Source organism: Niallia sp. RD1 (genome assembly GCF_024219955.1).
Lineage (GTDB): Bacteria > Bacillota > Bacilli > Bacillales > Cytobacillaceae > Niallia > Niallia alba.
The window spans coordinates 2,185,456-2,202,075 of record NZ_CP100420.1 but is presented as its reverse complement, the minus strand read 5'-3'; the positions used below and the strand labels follow the sequence as shown (position 1 = coordinate 2,202,075).

Annotated in this window: 19 protein-coding genes; 4 read left to right on the top strand and 15 right to left on the bottom strand. The window is 36.5% G+C overall.

Features of this window, described 5'->3' with window-relative positions; genetic code table 11:
• Positions 1-24 precede the first annotated feature (24 nt).
• From NKG37_RS10490 to NKG37_RS10480, 3 genes are all read right to left on the bottom strand, one after another.
• Positions 25-1,563, bottom strand: a complete 1,539-nt coding sequence (locus NKG37_RS10490; RefSeq protein ID WP_169187877.1) for a fumarate hydratase — start codon at positions 1,561-1,563, stop codon at positions 25-27.
• 188 nt (positions 1,564-1,751) lie between these two features.
• Positions 1,752-1,937 (bottom strand): SE1561 family protein, encoded by a 186-nt coding sequence (locus NKG37_RS10485; RefSeq protein ID WP_016202312.1) that lies wholly within the window; start codon positions 1,935-1,937, stop codon positions 1,752-1,754.
• A gap of 266 nt (positions 1,938-2,203) precedes the next feature.
• Positions 2,204-2,698 (bottom strand): YtxH domain-containing protein, encoded by a 495-nt coding sequence (locus NKG37_RS10480; protein WP_169187876.1) that lies wholly within the window; start codon positions 2,696-2,698, stop codon positions 2,204-2,206.
• Positions 2,699-2,894: 196 nt separating this feature from the next.
• Between NKG37_RS10480 and yfkAB the strand changes: the two genes are divergently transcribed.
• On the top strand, positions 2,895-4,016 hold the full coding sequence (yfkAB, locus tag NKG37_RS10475; protein ID WP_169187875.1) for a radical SAM/CxCxxxxC motif protein YfkAB: 1,122 nt from the start codon (positions 2,895-2,897) through the stop codon (positions 4,014-4,016).
• A 51-nt stretch (positions 4,017-4,067) separates the two neighbouring features.
• On the opposite strand, the gene NKG37_RS26070 is transcribed toward yfkAB, so the two are convergent.
• From NKG37_RS26070 to cax, 5 genes are all read right to left on the bottom strand, one after another.
• Entirely contained in the window at positions 4,068-4,190 is a 123-nt protein-coding gene (locus tag NKG37_RS26070) for a hypothetical protein (protein WP_263479806.1), read from the bottom strand.
• A 30-nt stretch (positions 4,191-4,220) separates the two neighbouring features.
• Positions 4,221-4,346 carry a hypothetical protein gene (locus NKG37_RS26065; RefSeq protein ID WP_263479807.1) on the bottom strand — a complete coding sequence of 42 codons (126 nt, stop codon included), beginning with the start codon at positions 4,344-4,346 and terminating at the stop codon, positions 4,221-4,223.
• Positions 4,347-4,509: 163 nt separating this feature from the next.
• Positions 4,510-5,334: a YfkD famly protein gene (locus NKG37_RS10470; protein WP_254416176.1), complete on the bottom strand. Its 825-nt coding sequence runs from the start codon at positions 5,332-5,334 to the stop codon at positions 4,510-4,512.
• A gap of 101 nt (positions 5,335-5,435) precedes the next feature.
• Positions 5,436-6,047 carry a YczE/YyaS/YitT family protein gene (locus NKG37_RS10465; protein WP_254416175.1) on the bottom strand — a complete coding sequence of 204 codons (612 nt, stop codon included), beginning with the start codon at positions 6,045-6,047 and terminating at the stop codon, positions 5,436-5,438.
• A gap of 425 nt (positions 6,048-6,472) precedes the next feature.
• Entirely contained in the window at positions 6,473-7,537 is a 1,065-nt protein-coding gene (gene cax, locus NKG37_RS10460) for a calcium/proton exchanger (RefSeq protein WP_254416174.1), read from the bottom strand.
• Between the two features lie 106 nt (positions 7,538-7,643).
• Between cax and NKG37_RS10455 the strand changes: the two genes are divergently transcribed.
• The gene (locus NKG37_RS10455) at positions 7,644-8,954 is read left to right on the top strand and encodes an MFS transporter (RefSeq protein WP_169187873.1); all 1,311 of its coding nucleotides are present in this window, start codon (positions 7,644-7,646) and stop codon (positions 8,952-8,954) included.
• Positions 8,955-9,133: 179 nt separating this feature from the next.
• Positions 9,134-11,065, top strand: a complete 1,932-nt coding sequence (locus tag NKG37_RS10450) for a heavy metal translocating P-type ATPase (RefSeq protein ID WP_302183225.1) — start codon at positions 9,134-9,136, stop codon at positions 11,063-11,065.
• On the opposite strand, the gene NKG37_RS10445 is transcribed toward NKG37_RS10450, so the two are convergent.
• The 4 genes from NKG37_RS10445 to NKG37_RS10430 all read right to left on the bottom strand — a co-directional run bounded on the left by NKG37_RS10445 (position 11,054) and on the right by NKG37_RS10430 (position 13,760).
• The gene (locus tag NKG37_RS10445) at positions 11,054-11,374 is read right to left on the bottom strand and encodes a hypothetical protein (protein WP_254416173.1); all 321 of its coding nucleotides are present in this window, start codon (positions 11,372-11,374) and stop codon (positions 11,054-11,056) included. The two genes, NKG37_RS10450 and NKG37_RS10445, sit on opposite strands and share 12 nt — an antisense overlap.
• A 409-nt stretch (positions 11,375-11,783) precedes the next feature.
• Entirely contained in the window at positions 11,784-12,605 is an 822-nt protein-coding gene (locus NKG37_RS10440; protein WP_016202304.1) for a YihY/virulence factor BrkB family protein, read from the bottom strand.
• Positions 12,606-12,831: 226 nt separating this feature from the next.
• The gene (locus tag NKG37_RS10435) at positions 12,832-13,194 is read right to left on the bottom strand and encodes a YtxH domain-containing protein (RefSeq protein WP_016202303.1); all 363 of its coding nucleotides are present in this window, start codon (positions 13,192-13,194) and stop codon (positions 12,832-12,834) included.
• Positions 13,195-13,286: 92 nt separating this feature from the next.
• The gene (locus NKG37_RS10430) at positions 13,287-13,760 is read right to left on the bottom strand and encodes a low molecular weight protein-tyrosine-phosphatase (protein ID WP_016202302.1); all 474 of its coding nucleotides are present in this window, start codon (positions 13,758-13,760) and stop codon (positions 13,287-13,289) included.
• A gap of 148 nt (positions 13,761-13,908) precedes the next feature.
• On the opposite strand from NKG37_RS10430, the gene NKG37_RS10425 reads away from it, so the two are divergent.
• Positions 13,909-14,133, top strand: a complete 225-nt coding sequence (locus NKG37_RS10425) for a DUF1128 domain-containing protein (RefSeq protein ID WP_016202301.1) — start codon at positions 13,909-13,911, stop codon at positions 14,131-14,133.
• Between the two features lie 143 nt (positions 14,134-14,276).
• Here NKG37_RS10425 and map read toward each other — a convergent pair whose 3' ends face one another.
• The 3 genes from map to treR all read right to left on the bottom strand — a co-directional run bounded on the left by map (position 14,277) and on the right by treR (position 16,618).
• Complete coding sequence (map, locus tag NKG37_RS10420; protein ID WP_016202300.1) at positions 14,277-15,029, bottom strand: type I methionyl aminopeptidase; 753 nt, start codon at positions 15,027-15,029, stop codon at positions 14,277-14,279.
• A gap of 276 nt (positions 15,030-15,305) precedes the next feature.
• Positions 15,306-15,824, bottom strand: coding sequence for a type 1 glutamine amidotransferase domain-containing protein (locus NKG37_RS10415; RefSeq protein WP_224427907.1), 519 nt, complete (start codon positions 15,822-15,824; stop codon positions 15,306-15,308).
• Between the two features lie 77 nt (positions 15,825-15,901).
• Positions 15,902-16,618: a trehalose operon repressor gene (gene treR / locus NKG37_RS10410; RefSeq protein WP_040343000.1), complete on the bottom strand. Its 717-nt coding sequence runs from the start codon at positions 16,616-16,618 to the stop codon at positions 15,902-15,904.
• Positions 16,619-16,620: the final 2 nt, after the last annotated feature.

The following is a 16,620-nucleotide window of genomic DNA, read 5'->3' as shown; positions in this document are numbered from 1 at the left end:
TTTCTTTTCCCTTCCATACTTCTATTAAAACACTCTATCCTTAAACATTGCCAACTTCTCTAAGGAGGATAGTTCAATATCTTGATGAAGAGAGTTACCATGCGAGTCCATTGTAACAACCGCTTTAAATCCTTCTACCTTCAAATGCCACATTGCTTCTGGGATACCGAACTGCATAAGATCTACCCCTTCTACCGACTTCATGCAATCTGCATAGTACTGGGCTGCTCCTCCAATTGCATTTAAATATACTCCGCCATGCTCTTCCAATGCCTTCAATGTTCTGGCACCCATACCACCTTTTCCGATTACTGCACGTATGCCAAATTTTTTCATAATGTCTCCCTGATAAGGCTCCTCGCGAATGCTTGTTGTTGGTCCAGCCGCTTTAACTTGCCAATTTCCATGCTCATCTTTCAGCATAACTGGTCCACAGTGATAAATGATCTGCCCATTTAAATCAATTGGTGCATCATTTGTACTTAAATACTTATGGATTGCATCCCTACCTGTATACATCATGCCGTTAATTTGCACCACATCGCCAACTTTTAATTGACGAATATCTTCTTCACTGATTGGTGCCTGTAGTATAATAACTTCCTCTGCTGTACCCGCTTCATTTTCCTTACTAGCCTCTGCTTTAAAGTCAATTTTATCTCCTTCTTGATATTGCCATTCCTTGATTTCTCCCGTATCAGGAATTATCGAAATAGCTAGTCTGCGGAATGCCCAGCAATTATACGCAACAGATACGAAGAAGCTTGCAGGGATACGGTTCATCACGCCAATCTTACAGCCTAATAGTGTTGTTTCACCACCAAATCCCATCGTGCCAATTCCTAATTTATTGGCATTTTCCATTATATAATCTTCGAGAACTGCTAATTCTGGAATGGCATTTGTATCATCTACAGAGCGGAAAAGCTGTTCTTTTGCCAAATCATAGCCCGCAGATCGATCCCCTCCAATTCCGACGCCAATAAACCCGGCACTACATCCCTGTCCCTGTGCTTGATAAACAGAGTGTAAGATGCACTTACGAATACCGTCTAAATCGCGTCCAGCTCTGCCTAGTCCTTCTAATTCACAAGGAAGACTATATTGAATATTTTTATTTTCACAGCCGCCACCTTTTAAAATTAACCGAATATCGATGTAGTCTTTTTCCCACTGTTCAAACTTAATGACAGGTGTCCCTGCCCCTAAATTATTTCCACTGTTTTCCCCTGTAAGAGAATCAACAGAGTTCGGTCTAAGCTTACCATTCTTCGTTGCAAGCTCCATACTTTCGTAAATAGCTGCTTTTATTTCTAGCTGGTTAACAGCAACAGGTGTTTTAATTTTAAAAGTCGGCAGCCCTGTATCTTGGCAAATAGGTGAGACTTCCTTATCTGCCATTCCAATGTTCTGCGTAATTGTCGCTAAACTCATCGCAGAACGCGTTCCAGCATTTTCTGACGCTGTTGCCTTCGCAATCGCACGTCTCACATCTTTTGGAAGATTGGTCGATGTTTCTACAATTAAATCGTAAATACTCTTCTTCAGATTTTCAAAATACATGCTTCTCCCCCTCATTGAAAAGCGCAAGCAAACCTTGCAATTTTTTGTTACACTCAAATAACTCCCTATAAAAAATTATACTCTTCTCTTCTACGATAGAGAAGTAATTTGCAATCGTTTACAGAAATATTCTGGAAATCCTTATATAAATAAAAAAGCTTGGATGATTTCACCCAAGCATTACACTTTTACAAATCTCTATGTTTAAACTCATTACATTTCGATTCTATTTCATCTATCATTTGAATTAAACGATCGATATCCTCTAACTCCGCTTCTTCTGGATCAATCGCATCTAGTACATCCATAAACATATTTAATCTTGTTTTTAGAAAAGTAACTTGCTCATTTTTATCTGTAATTGAACTACCCAACATACTCTCTCCTTTCAAAACTACCCTTTAATCGTAACGAATTTTCCTTCTTTCAGCAACCTTCCTTTTTATCTTTGCACATGTTTTATCTTTTTACACCTTTGAAAGAAAGGAATCTGCGTTTTCCATGGATTACACAGAGTTCTTAGTTATTTATTCAACTCTGTATAACTAGTTTTTGTTCTTTTTATAATTTTTTTAGCATGCATAGATAAAAGAAACATCTAGCCAAAATACTAGATGCTCCTTTCTTTTCTACTATTTGTTCAAGTTGTTAGTACTGTCTCATTACTTTTCATTACTTCCCTATCTCCTGTTTCAACTGGAAGCTGTGGCTTTTCTTCTAAATCGGATGATTCAATAATTTGATCTTTTGTGGTAGTAATTTTCTTTGTGATCTGTTTACATTGTCGTTTTGTTTGAAAATAGAGTTGTTTAAAATCCTCTGTAATTTCTTTTAAATCTTTGGAACGCTCTAATACGGTAGATTGAATCTGCTTGTACAATCCTTGGGTGTCATTAGCAATGTCCCTCATCGCATCAGAAGAATTATGGAATCTTTCTTTCCAATCCTGCTTAAATTCATCAGGGTTTTCTTTATAACTCTGAACGAAACGAGTGCTTGCATCTTTTATACTTTCGAATTTCTGCACCGTTCTTTTTCTTGTAGCTGGGTCAATTAGAGAAATTGTGACACCAATGACACTTCCAATTACTAAGCCTGTTACAATTTTATTCCCTTGCTTTGTTGCATTAGACATATCATTCATCTCCCTTCTTCTCGTTAAAGTTTCTTTTCCCGCCAAAGAATTATTTAAAACAAAAACGTTTGACAGATAGGATTTTTCCTTTAATAATGACAAGGGGACTTTATCCCCTCAAAGATAAAAATTGCATTCTATGCCTTATTTACACATAGATATAGTTTAACTATTCTTTTTATAAAAGGAGCTTATCATGATTACAGAAAAAAATAGGATTACCCCAAGTATAGATCCTTGGGAAGCTTATATGGATATGGAGCAGCATGGAAAATTAACCTTATCCAATATTGAATTTACGACTACTACTTTATGTAATATGCGCTGTGAGCATTGTGCTGTTGGTTATACACTTCAGCCAAAAGACCCAAACGCATTGCCCATTGATTTATTACTGAAAAAACTAGATGAAATCCCTCATCTTCGGTCTCTAAGCATTACTGGCGGAGAACCAATGATGAGTAGAAGATCTGTAGAAAATTATGTTGTTCCTCTTTTTAAATATGCACACAGTCGTGGTGTAAAAACACAATTAAATTCAAATTTAACACTAGGGATCGATCGTTATGAAGCCGTTATTCCTTATCTAGATGTGCTACATATCTCCCATAACTGGGGCACAGAAGAGGAATTTGCGGAACGTGGTTTTGCGATGATGACAAGAAAGCCGACTTACGAACAAAGAGCCAAACTATTTCAGAACATCATTACGAATAGTAGAGCACTAGTCGAAGCTGGAGTTGTAGTCTCTGCAGAAACAATGCTGAATAAACGTACACTTCCCTATTTAGAACATATCCACCGACAAATTGTCGATGAAATGAAATGTCAAAGGCATGAAATTCACCCTATGTATCCATCTGACTTTGCTTCTACTTTAGAAACTTTATCATTAGATGAAATCCGAGACAGCATTAACCATCTTTTAGATATTCGTGATAAAAATGTATGGATGTTATTTGGTACACTTCCATTCTATCCTTGTAACAGCAAAGAAGAAGACCTACAGTTACTAAGTCGCCTTTACTCTAGCAAAAATGTAACGGTTCGTAACGATCCTGATGGCCGTTCTCGTTTAAACGTAAATATTTTTACTGGTGATGTAATCGTTACTGATTTCGGCGATACACCAGCACTTGGAAATATTCAAACAGATCATTTAGAGGATATTTTCCAAAAGTGGCTTTCCACTGATTTAGCTCGTTCATTAAACTGCCATTGCCCAGCTGTCAAATGCCTTGGACCAAATGTTCTTGTAAAAAATAGTTACTATCAAGATATTGATTTTACAACAAAAAAAGCATTGATTAGTCGTTAATTGAAATGGTGTCCATTGGAAAATGGGCACTTTTTTATTTTGGGTTTGAGGTTAGCTTGCTTGATGAATGACATTTTTCTTGATGCTGCTTTTTGGGCGTTCATCTCCTTGATGAACACCACTTTTCTCTTTCCCTCCTGCAATTTCTGCGTTCATCCCCTTGATGAACGCCACTTTTTCCTTTCCCTCCTACAATTTCCGCTTTCATCCCCTTGATGAACACCACTTTTTCCTTTCCCTCCTGCAATTTCTGCGTTCATCCCCTTGATGAACACCACTTTTCTCTTTCCCTCCTGCAATTTCCGCTTTCATCCCCTTGATGAACGCCACTTTTTCCTTTCCCTCCTACAATTTCTGCGTTCATCCCCTTGATGAACACCACTTTTTCCTTTCCCTCCTGCAATTTCTGCGTTCATCCCCCAACGAACCACATTCCTTCCCCCCAAAACCGACAAAAAAGACTGACATCCAAAGTCAGTCTTTCCACATCTATTTATCTCGGTCTTTCACTTGCCATAAATCCAAAAGAAACATGATCTTGAACAGGTATCCAAGCGCCAATTCCTTGTGAAGTTACATTTTTCACGACAATTGATTTTTTGCTTCCTTTTAGCATCATATATACTTCGCCATACGTCACTTTTCCTTTTTCGTTGACAGCAGGAGCGTAGCCATATAAATACCCTAGTCTTTTAGGGGGAATATTGTACAGTTGATCTTTCTTTGTTCCTGTTCCAATCACTGTTTCAAATGCGAGAGATAACCCTGAATTTTGGGTTGCTTTTACGAGCATCATTTTTTTTACTTGCTCTGCATTTGGAACCTTTGCCGTTAAACCGCCTCTTACCGTTTTCTGTGATTCTTGAACATAATGGATTTGATATGGTAATTTCCCACCACGGTTATCATAGAAATTCGTATTTACTTTCTGATACTCCCAATTCGGTGCTGTTTCTGTTGATTCGTAGTTAAGCGGCCATTGTCCTAAATAAACAATTGCTTTGTATCCAAGTGCAAATGGGGTACTGTTCACTGTGGATTCGTTCAGCATACGAATTAAATCCGGATTATCAATTTTCACCTTTGAAGAATTAATAAGCTGTTGTGTTAATTCACTAGGCTGCAGTTTAGGTACATCTTGTGTTGGATTTGGATACGTATTTTCCTTCGTTATATTCATAACGGAATTAGGTATGGTAATAATCTTGGATTTCGGTAGATTTTCTTCCTTTTCTTTCTCTTTTGCTTTTTCCGCATAAGTTAACATTGGAAGCATTAAGAAAAAAGATAAAAGCACAATCGTTATTTTCTTATACATAGCAAGTTTGAACTCCCTTCAAATAATCATCCATAACTATGGTTATTTTTTTCGGAGTTCGCTTAGATTATCCATTATTAAAAGAATTTTTTTCTTTCCTCCTATTTCATTACAAATTTCCCCGTCAACTTGGAACAGTACGGATGGAAAAATTGGATAGCAGGACCAAGCCCAAAAGCGATAATTAATGTACCAAGTCCAATGGGACCATTTACTAAAAAAGCAAACAATAAAGCAAGTATTTCTCCAATTAACTTGGCAATCATAAGATTAACGCCATATCTTTCCTGAATGGTAACCATAAAATCATCAATTGGATTTAAAGGAAATTCAGATTGCAAATAGAGGGCAATGCCTAGACCAATAATGATTAATCCAGTAATTAGTAAAATTAATTGGCTCATAAACATATAATAATGGAAACGATTTACTAAATGAGCCATCCAAAAGTCAACAAAAAATCCTAGAATAAACACTGTGGCAAGGGACAATAAGTTTGGCTTTTTGCGTAAAAGCAAAGCATTGACGAATATAAGAATGATACCTACTATAACAATCCAGCTTCCTATTGTTAATCCAACTAAATGAGATAGGCCTACATTGAGAGCATCCCAAGGGCCGGCTCCTAAATTTGCCTTAATAGTTAACGTAGCCCCAAATGCTAATATAAAAAGCCCACCAACATAGAAAAGGCATCGATAAAACAGTGACATACCTTTATATCTCCTTTCTCCATACATCCTTTTTCCACTTCTTTCATTCATATGCCTCAGGAACTTAAAACTTGTCCATTATTAACAAAAATAAATAATCAGAATATTTACATTTATCCGATATTATTGTATAATAAGGTCATCAAATAAAAGGAGGGTAGCTATTTTAGATCGCTTATATTTTGTAAAGGAGGAAAATATAAACCTTTGAATATTCATCAATCAGAGCTTTATCCAAACTATAAAAGGAAAAGAGGTTGGTGATCCGATGGAAGCGACATGATAGATTCCCTATACAACATATCTAAATCAACGAATACTTAAAAAGACTTATTTTATATAAAAGAAAGGTGAATTCACGCAAAAAAGCCTAGCCGTTGTAAAGAAAACGGCTAGGCCTTGCTATTTCTCCATATTCTACTTTCTTAAAGCAAGTAAAATCCAATTCCCATTATTGCATAAGCAGCTAATAAGGTTGCTCCCTCAAACCAGTTTGTCTCTCCGTCATTTGAAATACTTACCATTAACAACACGGCTGTTACCATACTAATAAGTTCTGGCAGTGTGAAGACTAATGACATTCCACTCGGGAAAAGCAAAGACACTAAAACTAGTAATGGTGCGACAAACATGGCAATTTGCAAGGTTGATCCGATAGCAATTTCAACCGCAATATCCATCTTGTTCTTATATGCCATTACAACAGCTGAAGCATGCTCTGCTGCATTTCCAACGATAGCCACAATGATAATCCCAATAAACAGCTCAGACCATCCAAAAGATTCTGCTACTACTTCAAATGTATGTACTAAGTTTTCAGATACATAAGCAACTGCCAGTGTTGCAATCGCCAAAATAGTGATACTTTTTTTCACTGACCATTCTGGCGTTTCCTCATGAGCATGACCATGCTCTCCGTTTTTTTCTACTTGATAAACACCACGATGAGTCACTAGTTTGAAAAACAATGCTGCTAAATACAATACAATCAAAATAATAGCGATTCCGATACTTAAAGAAAGTGTTTTTCCTGCATTCATATTCATCGTAAATACTTCAGGAATCACAAATGCAACAATGACTGCAAATATTAATAATCCTGAATTATGACGAGCATCATAAACATTAAATTGCTGTCTCTTATACTTTAATCCACCAATAAAAAAGGACAAGCCTGCCACAAGCAATAAGTTCCCTAACACAGAACCAGTTAAGGATGCCAATACTACCTCTGTTAACCCTTCTCGTAAAGCAAATATAGCAATGATCAATTCTACCGCATTACCAAAAGTAGCATTTAATAACCCACCAATTCTGGGACCAGCAACAATCGCTAAGCTCTCTGTCGCTCTGCCCATAAAACTAGATAACGAAATGATGGTAAGACAGTAAATAACGAACATAAGAATACTTGACCAATGTAATAAGGAACCTATTATCGATAAGGGAACCCCAATAAATGCTGCAATCGTAAATATTTTATTAACCATTTTTTCTCGCTTCCTTTCTCCTATCACCCTCATATAATTTCCCATCCAACTGCAGGCTAAACTTATTATACTGCTACTCCGCCCAAATATAACCAATTTCTTAAAAATGTTTTTCTCTTTTGATAGGAAAATTAGTAGTTTTATTTCAAAAAAAATCTATTGCAATACTGTTCATTCCCCTTTAACATCATTTAGGGAGACTAAATATAGACAACAGTGTAAGAAACAAGGGAGTATAATTATGAACAGTAAAAAATTCGCCGTACTAATAAGCATCGTCAGTATTTCTGGATTTAGTCAAGGAATGCTGCTGCCATTAATAGCAGTCATTTTTGAAAATGATGGCCTATCTTCTAGTTTAAATGGATTAAACGCAGTAGGACTCTATATGGGGATTCTTCTTATTTCTCCTTTTATGGAATATCCTTTGCGTAAATATGGATATAAACCCGTTATCGTATTTGGCGGTCTTGTTGTTATTCTGTCACTAGCACTTTTTCCACTTTGGAAGTCTTTTTGGTTTTGGTTTCTTCTTCGTTTGTTTATTGGAATAGGCGATCATTCACTCCATTTTGCTACACAAACTTGGATAACCACTGCATCACCTATAGAAAAACGGGGAAGAAACATTTCTCTATACGGTGTATTCTTTGGGATTGGGTTCGCAGTTGGACCATTATTAACTCCTTTAGTAAAAGTAAATGAATCACTGCCTTTTATTCTTTCATCTATTATGTGCTTTATCGCTTGGATTTTTATACTATGGATTAAAAATGACTTTCCAGAACAAACAGTAGAAACAAATTCCTTTTTGGATACAATGAAGCGTTTCTCTAGTGCCATGAAATATGCGTGGATTGCTTTTCTTCCCCCGCTCGCCTATGGTTTCTTAGAATCAAGCTTAAACTCAAGTTTTCCTGTGTACGGATTAAGAATCGATTTAAGTGTTGTCCAGATTTCTCTTTTACTTACTGCCTTTTCGATAGGAGCCATTGTGTTTCAGCTTCCATTAGGGATGATCAGCGATAAATTTGGCAGAAGACGGACACTTGTAACGATTCTGATTATTGGTACTACCTGCTTTTCTTTCGCCAGTATACTTGAGGCTTATTTAATCGGCTTAATTATCTGTCTTTTCCTTGCTGGAATGGCAGTTGGTTCTACCTTTTCTTTAGGGATTAGCTATATGACTGATTTAGTGCCAACCAATCTTCTTCCTACCGGAAACCTTCTATGTGGAATGGCCTTTAGTGTTGGCAGTTTAATTGGTCCTTATCTGGGAGGAGTATTTATTCAATATTTCCAGCATATTAGCTATTTTATAGTAATTGCGGCAATTTTATTTGTTGTTTGTTCCATCATTTTTATCTTTGGGAAAAAAGAATCGAGAAATCATTACTTAACAGAGGCAAAATGATATTCAGCACATACAATATGTGGTAAGCTTATCTTATAAAATTAAATAAAAAACTATTTCTATTCGTTATTTTGTGCTGTCACCTTCTTAGGTGGCAGCTTTCGTGTTTTTTAAGGGTAGTGAACTTGATTCTCTCTCTCAATAAGAACAGATAATCATTTAAAAGGAGGAAAAAACAAATGTCCACAGAAACGGAATTCAAAACCTATGTACAACCAAAGGTAGAAATGAAGCCATCTTTATTTGCAAAGCTATCTCCTCATCTCGAACTAATTGCTGCTGGAATAAGCGGAATTTTAATTGTGATTGGATGGATTTTACACCATTTCGATTATTCATCTATTTCTATCGCTGCCTACTTGCTTGCTTTTGTGATTGGTGGATATGCAAAGGCAAAAGAGGGAATCACCGAAACCATTGATAATAAAGAATTAAATGTCGAAATGCTAATGATTTTTGCTGCAATTGGTTCTGCTATTATCGGATATTGGGCTGAAGGTGCGATATTAATATTTATCTTTGCTGTAAGCGGCGCGTTAGAGACATATACAATGAATAAGAGTAATAAGGAAATATCTGCCCTTATGAAGTTACAACCAGAAGAAGCAATTAAAATACTTCCAGATGGTCGTGAACAAGCAGTTCCAGTATCTTCTCTTACTATCTCTGACATCATCTTAATTAAGCCCGGGGAAAGAGTCCCCGTAGATGGAAAAATTATCAAAGGGACAACGGCGATTGATGAAGCCGCTATTACAGGTGAATCCATTCCATTAACCAAAGAAATAAATGATGAAGTATTTGCTGGAACAGTAAATATAAGTGGCTCAATTACTGTTACCCTTACAAAGCATGCAGACGAAACACTTTTTCAAAAGATTATTACCTTGATTCAATCGGCACAAAGTGAGAAATCACCTTCTCAAGCTTTTATCGAAAAATTTGAAGGATCCTATGTCAAAATAGTCTTATCTATCGTTGGCCTATTACTGATCCTTCCGCATTTTCTGTTGGGTTGGTCTTGGAATGAAACATTCTATCGAGCAATGATTTTTTTAGTAGTCGCATCTCCTTGTGCATTGGTAGCTAGTATAATGCCAGCTACCTTATCAGCAATCTCAAATGGAGCAAGGGCTGGCATCCTTTTTAAAGGTGGCGTCCATCTAGAAAATCTCGCCCATGTAAGCGCAATTGCTTTTGACAAAACAGGAACGTTAACGAAAGGAAAGCCTGTGGTAACAGATGTATTTATCGATAATAAATTTACGGAGAAAGAAATTGTTCAATTAACGGCTAGCATTGAAAGTCATTCAAACCATCCCCTCGCAAAAGCAATCGTTCGATATGCTGAGCAGAAATACAATGAACCGTTAACACAACCAGAAAGCATTCAAGATAATTCAGGTTGGGGCGTTACAGCAAAAATTAATAATACGGAATGGCGAATCGGGAAAGCCGCTTTTGTGGGAGAAAAAGAAGCAATTGCTTTCCAAAACAAAATATATGAACAAATATCAAATGAAGGAAAAACAGCTGTATTTGTCAAAAAGGACACAGAAATAATCGCCCTGATTGCTCTAAAGGATGTTGTACGAGAAGAATCAAAAGAAGCAATTGATCGTTTAAAGCAGAACGGCATTTATACGGTTATGATTACAGGAGATAGTGAAAAAACAGCTAATGCTATTTCCAAAGAAAGCCATGTTGATGAATATATTGCTGAATGCTTACCGGAGAAGAAAGTAGCTTCCGTTAAAGAGCTAAAAGAGAAATATGGAATCGTCGCAATGGTTGGAGATGGAATTAATGACGCACCTGCTCTTGCTACTGCAAATGTAGGTATTGCAATGGGAGAAGGGACCGATGTTGCGTTAGAGACAGCAGATGTCGTATTAATGAAAAACGATTTGCCACGTATAGCAGAGGCCATTCAACTATCTAAGCGGATGAATCGTATTATTAAACAAAATATTATCTTTTCCATTTCTGTTATTATGTTGCTTATCATTTCGAACTTCTTACAAGCAGTTGCCCTCCCTTTTGGTGTAATTGGGCATGAAGGCAGTACAATCTTGGTGATTTTGAATAGCTTGCGGTTATTAAAAAGTTAAAAGACCACATTGTTTGGCGGGTTGATTGATGATGACATTCGCTTTGGCTATTTTGACTGATTCGGCTGCTTTGGCTGATATCCAGCTTTTTTGGCTGATATTCCGGCTGCTTTGGCTGATTTCCAGCTGCTTTGGCTGATATTCCGGCTGCTTTGGCTGATATCCAGCTGCTTTGGCTGATATTCCGGCTGCTTTGGCTGATTTCCAGCTTTTTTGGCTGATATTCCGGTTGCTTTGGCTGATTTCCAGCTGCTTTGGCTGATATTCCGGCTGCTTTGGCTGATTTCCAGCTATTTTGGCTGATATCACGCCTGCTTTGGCTGATATCCAGCTATTTTGGCTGATATCACACCTGCTTTGGCTGATATCCAGCTATTTTGGCTGATATCACACCTGCTTTGGCTGATATCTCGACCACTTTAGCTGATTTCTCATCCGATTTGGCTGATTTCCCCGCCATAACATATTTAAAAAGCCTCCAAAGACTAAATCTTTGAAGGCTTTCTATCAATAAGGTTATACACTTCTATTAGTGGTAGCCGTTTTGTCCGTTAGCAGAACTAGATGTTTTATGTTTTGGCTTACTTTTCCCTTTTTGTTTTGTGCCGCCATCTTTTTTTGTATGTTTTGTCATTCTAAATCCCCCCTATTAATTGTTTTCCCCACTATTAGTTTGTTCTATTAGTGTTCTTTTATAGAGGTAAATTACGGATACTGGTTAACAAGGTTCTTTTCTCTTTTCCGTAAAGTAAGCATTGATCTCTCCACCCAAGATGATAATTATGCCAGTAATATAGAACCAAATCATTAAAACGATAATGGTCCCAATACTTCCATAAGTTGCGGAATAGTTACTGAAATTCCCAACATAATAGGAGAAAGCCAAGGAGGCAAGAACCCAGCCAATCGCAGCGAAAATTGCTCCGGGAATGGCAGAAATACATTTCAGTTTTTTATTTGGAGCAACCCAATAAAGGGCAAGAAACACAATAAATAAAATAATTGGCGATGCAAGAAATCTTAACGTATTCCATATAGATAAAAACTCATCTGTTAAGTCAAATTGTGAAAATAAAAACATCCCTATTTGCTCTCCAAATACTGGTAATAACAGCGCCACTACTACTACCGCAATCATGCCAAGTGTCAGCAAAATAGACATCCCTCTTGCAACAATAAATGATCTGGTTTCTTCCACATTATAGGCTTTATTTAAAGCCTTTATGATAGCATTTAAGCCATTTGAAGCAGACCATATTGTCGCGATGATCCCGAATGATAAAAGACTCACGTTTCTGTTTAGCACCTGATCGATATTTGATTCAATCGTATTCATAATATCTCCAGGAGCAAATCCCTCCACTATGCCTAGCAAGTCTTCTTTTGTAATAGGAAGATATGGAAGGAGTGTCATTACGAAAATGAGTAGTGGGAAAATAGACAATAAAAAATAGTAGGCTAACTGTGCTGCCAAATCAAATACATCATCTTGTTGAATATTTTTGATGAGAACCTTAAAAAAATGAATGACCTTTCCCATACAAAATCACCGCCCTAACAGTTCATTTATGTATGTACCTTTGCCCGTTATTATGTAAATAAAAACATGTCTCTAATAAGAGCTTGTATTATGTACTGTAAAAAGATGTAGCCTGAATGATACCTCCATCTCTAAATATACATATACCCAAGCAAAGCTGGGCTGATTTTTTTATAGATATTGGTATCATTTAAGCTACTAGACATTCTAAAAAGCATTCATACAGCTATTCCGTCTTAGGTAAATATTGTATGCTAGAGACTAGCTTTCTTTCCTGATTGATCGTGTTCCCTTTCGAAAATGCTTCTTTAGTATCTCGAATAATGCCTGCAACTACTGGCGTTATTCCTTTTAATTCCTCAAGTTGCTTCTTAACAAAAGCTGCATCATCGGAAATTTTCGTGGCTGAGTTCTTTATTTTTTCTGAAGTTAGATTCAAACTTGACGTCATTTGGTCTAAATCTGTTACAGTATCTTTCGCATGCTGTATAGTCGTTACAGCCTGTTGTCTTGTATGCCTGTCCAACAGGCTTATCGCCGTTCCAATAAGACTGCCTATAAAAAAACCTTTTGTTATACTCATTTTCATAGTCCCTGCCACCTCTCCAAAATTGTTGTTTCGTTCATTGTTAAGCCATATTTTTTATACAACTATTTCTTGAAGGATGACAACAGGCTACCTTATAAGGAATACACTTGTTTTATCTCCCTTAGCAAACCTTCACAGCCATCCTTCACTAATGCAAAAACTTCTTCAAAATTACCGGTATAATATGGGTCTGGTACTTCTATTCCCGCAGCATCGTCTGTATAATCCATTAAAAGGCGGACTTTTGTGCCATCTAACATGTCATTCAGATTTTTAATATTCGCTATATTACTGTTATCCATTGCAATCAGATAATCAAATTCTTCTAAATCCTTATTCGCCAATTGACGGGCAAAAATACCTGCATCCTTAATATTATTCACTTTAAGAATATCTCTTGTTCCCTGATGAGGAGGATTTCCACTATGCCATCCACCTGTTCCTGCTGAATCGCAAACAATCTTATCTTGTAATCCTTCTTTATTAACTAAATCACGGAATATCGCCTCCGCCATTGGTGAACGACAAATATTCCCTAAGCAAATAAATAAAACACGTACTTTCATTTTTATTTTCCTCCATTTTCTTATTTACATACTTATTTTACTTTGTAAGTAATGGCAACAACTTATGAATGATTCTCTATATTGACATTTCTATGTTTGCATGAAAAGATGAATAGAACAACTTTATTGTCCAAGAAAGGGGAAAGGCATGAATTTAGATATTAAAACAACAGAAAACGTAAATTTCATGATTGAAAAAATAAAAGAAAAGTTAAAAGTATTAAACATAGGTGCGATTAAATCCACGCATTTTGATGAAGATCTCTATGATGACATTAAAGAAATTTACGAACATGTGATGAAAAAAGATTCCTTTAGCCCAAATGAAATGCAAGCAATCGCTGAAGAACTTGGGAACTTGCGTAAACAATAACAACTCATAAAAAAGATAATCAGTGGCGCACATCCCCACTGATTATTTATTTAAAAATCGTTTTGTTTTTAAATTGCATAAGCTTACTACAGGAAAACAGATCATTCCTAGCTTGCTTCATTCTTCTATGTACCTTTTACAGATCAAGCCTCTTGATCTGTAAGGATTATTGCTCCTTCTTTCGTAATAGCAATAGTATGTTCATATTGTGCAGAGTGTTTACCATCTACTGTTCTTGCTGTCCATCCGTTATTATCCATTTTCATTTTATAATCGCCAACATTAACCATTGGTTCAATCGTAAATACCATTCCCTCTTTTATGCGAGGTCCCTTACCAGCTAAACCAAAATGAGGTACTTCTGGTTTTTCATGAATTACTTTCCCAATACCATGGCCAATAAAATCTCTCACAACAGAAAAGCCTTGTTCTTCTACATATTGCTGAATAGCGAATCCAATGTCCCCGATTCGATTTCCAACCTTCGCCTGTTCGATTCCCGCATAGAGAGCTTTTTTTGTGACATCCATTAATTTCTCTAATTCTGTAGCTATTTCACCAACCGCATAGGTCCATGCAGAATCAGCCAAAGCACCATTATAATTAACAACCATGTCGATTGTTACAATATCCCCTTTTTTTAAAGGCTCTTTCCTTGGAAAACCGTGACAAATTTCATCATTAATGCTGGCACAAGTTGCATATGGATAATCACGATACCCTTTTTGTTCAGGAGTCGCTCCCATTTCCGCTAAATATGCTTCAACCTTCTGATCAATTTCCAAAGTAGTGATTCCTGGTCTTATCATCTTGGCTATCATTTTATGACAACCAGCTAGAATCTCGCCAGCCTTCCTCATTTGCTCAATTTCTCGTGTTGATTTTAATACAATCATTTACAATCCTTCTTTCTATCCATTCTCTTGCATGGAATCGTTCATTATTATTCGTTTCCCTCATCCAGATTATATTCATTTGGCGCTTTTTTGCTGTTATTTATCATTGCTGCTTCTGCGGAATATTGTGCAGTGAATCTTTTGAATGTCGCTCTTTCTCTTCTTAAAGATAACACAAAAAAGAGGCTGATACCTACTCCAACTCATGATAAAAAGATTATATTCTTCTTACCATAAATCGGTGTACGTACAGCCCCTTCTAGTTTGATATTCCCCTTATTTATTTAAAAGCTTTAACGACTCTCTATTAAATGCAGGAATATCCTCTGGCGATCTGCTTGTCACCAATTGGTCCCCACATACAACTACTTCCTCATCTTTGAAAGTAACACCAGCATACTCCATGTCCACTTTAATTGATTTATAACCAGTAGCACTTCTACCCTCTAGCGCTTTCGCAGTGATAAGTAGCTGTGGTCCATGACAAATTGCAAAAACTGGCTTCTTTGCATCCATAAATGCCTTAGTAAAGGCAACTACTCGATCATCTACACGAAGCTGATCTGGAGAAAATCCCCCTGGAATGAATAAAGCATCAAATTCATCAGGAGAAACCTCATCTATTCCTTTATCAATACTTACTGTTGCCTCTTTTTGTTTTCCTTGTACTGTTTTACCAGCTTCTAACTCAATTGTTACTACCTCGTGTCCAGCTTCTTGATACGCTTTAGCCGGCTCTGTGTACTCAGAATCCTCAAACATATCAGTAATTAATGTAGCAATCTTCTTACTCATATCTAGCATCTCCTTTTCCTATTTTCTATAATTAACGTTCCCCATAGAAAGAAAATAAAACATGCTATCATTATTTTTTAAGCTTCGTTTCTCCTTGCAAAATCAACAAATCGGAACTTATCTGGGCGATGTCGAGATTCTGTATATTGAAATAACGTGGCATTTTCAAAATAGATATAGTTTTTAACAACAACAATTGAATGAAATCCCTCTAAATCAAGTAAGTTATAATCTTCTTCAGTAGGCTCTTCTACCGTAAATTCTTTTTTCGCAAAACTAATTTTTAAGTTTAACTGCTTCTCAATATAGTCAAAAATAGAACTTCTACATATTTCTTCTGTTAATCCAGGCACATATTTTTCAACAATATAGTCTTTATCCAAAATAATACGTTCCCCATTTATTTCTCTTACACGAAAAACTTCCCAAATAGAATCTTCTTTACTTAGCTGCATCTCTTTTTGTAAAAGGGAGGATGGTTGTTTATTCGTAAAGCTTTCAATAATGGTCACAGAGGAATGTCCCATTTTATCCGCTAATTCCTTAAAACTAACTAATCCAGAAATCGGGAATTGCAGTTTTTCCAGATCAAGTACTAATGAACCCTTCCCTCTGAGCTTTTGGATATATCCTTTTTGGGATAAAATATTTAAAGCTTTACGGATCGTTTCTCTAGATGTGTTATATTGCTCTGCTAATTCATTTTCAGATGGCAAAATAGTGTCCGGTGGATACTTCCCATTTCTGATTGCCGCTTCAAGTTCTTCGAATATCACATAATATTTATTCAACATGA

Bases quoted from the DNA above. Each gene is read 5' to 3' on its own strand.
- NKG37_RS10490 (WP_169187877.1), bottom strand. From the start codon at position 1,563: ATGTATTTTGAAAATCTGAAGAAGAGTATTTACGATTTAATTGTAGAA.
- NKG37_RS10480 (WP_169187876.1), bottom strand. From the start codon at position 2,698: ATGTCTAATGCAACAAAGCAAGGGAATAAAATTGTAACAGGCTTAGTA.
- yfkAB (WP_169187875.1), top strand. From the start codon at position 2,895: ATGATTACAGAAAAAAATAGGATTACCCCAAGTATAGATCCTTGGGAA.
- NKG37_RS10470 (WP_254416176.1), bottom strand. From the start codon at position 5,334: ATGTATAAGAAAATAACGATTGTGCTTTTATCTTTTTTCTTAATGCTT.
- NKG37_RS10465 (WP_254416175.1), bottom strand. From the start codon at position 6,047: ATGTCACTGTTTTATCGATGCCTTTTCTATGTTGGTGGGCTTTTTATA.
- cax (WP_254416174.1), bottom strand. From the start codon at position 7,537: ATGGTTAATAAAATATTTACGATTGCAGCATTTATTGGGGTTCCCTTA.
- NKG37_RS10455 (WP_169187873.1), top strand. From the start codon at position 7,644: ATGTTTTTCTCTTTTGATAGGAAAATTAGTAGTTTTATTTCAAAAAAA.
- NKG37_RS10450 (WP_302183225.1), top strand. From the start codon at position 9,134: ATGTCCACAGAAACGGAATTCAAAACCTATGTACAACCAAAGGTAGAA.
- NKG37_RS10440 (WP_016202304.1), bottom strand. From the start codon at position 12,605: ATGGGAAAGGTCATTCATTTTTTTAAGGTTCTCATCAAAAATATTCAA.
- NKG37_RS10435 (WP_016202303.1), bottom strand. From the start codon at position 13,194: ATGAAAATGAGTATAACAAAAGGTTTTTTTATAGGCAGTCTTATTGGA.
- NKG37_RS10430 (WP_016202302.1), bottom strand. From the start codon at position 13,760: ATGAAAGTACGTGTTTTATTTATTTGCTTAGGGAATATTTGTCGTTCA.
- NKG37_RS10425 (WP_016202301.1), top strand. From the start codon at position 13,909: ATGAATTTAGATATTAAAACAACAGAAAACGTAAATTTCATGATTGAA.
- map (WP_016202300.1), bottom strand. From the start codon at position 15,029: ATGATTGTATTAAAATCAACACGAGAAATTGAGCAAATGAGGAAGGCT.
- NKG37_RS10415 (WP_224427907.1), bottom strand. From the start codon at position 15,824: ATGAGTAAGAAGATTGCTACATTAATTACTGATATGTTTGAGGATTCT.
- treR (WP_040343000.1), bottom strand. From the start codon at position 16,618: ATGTTGAATAAATATTATGTGATATTCGAAGAACTTGAAGCGGCAATC.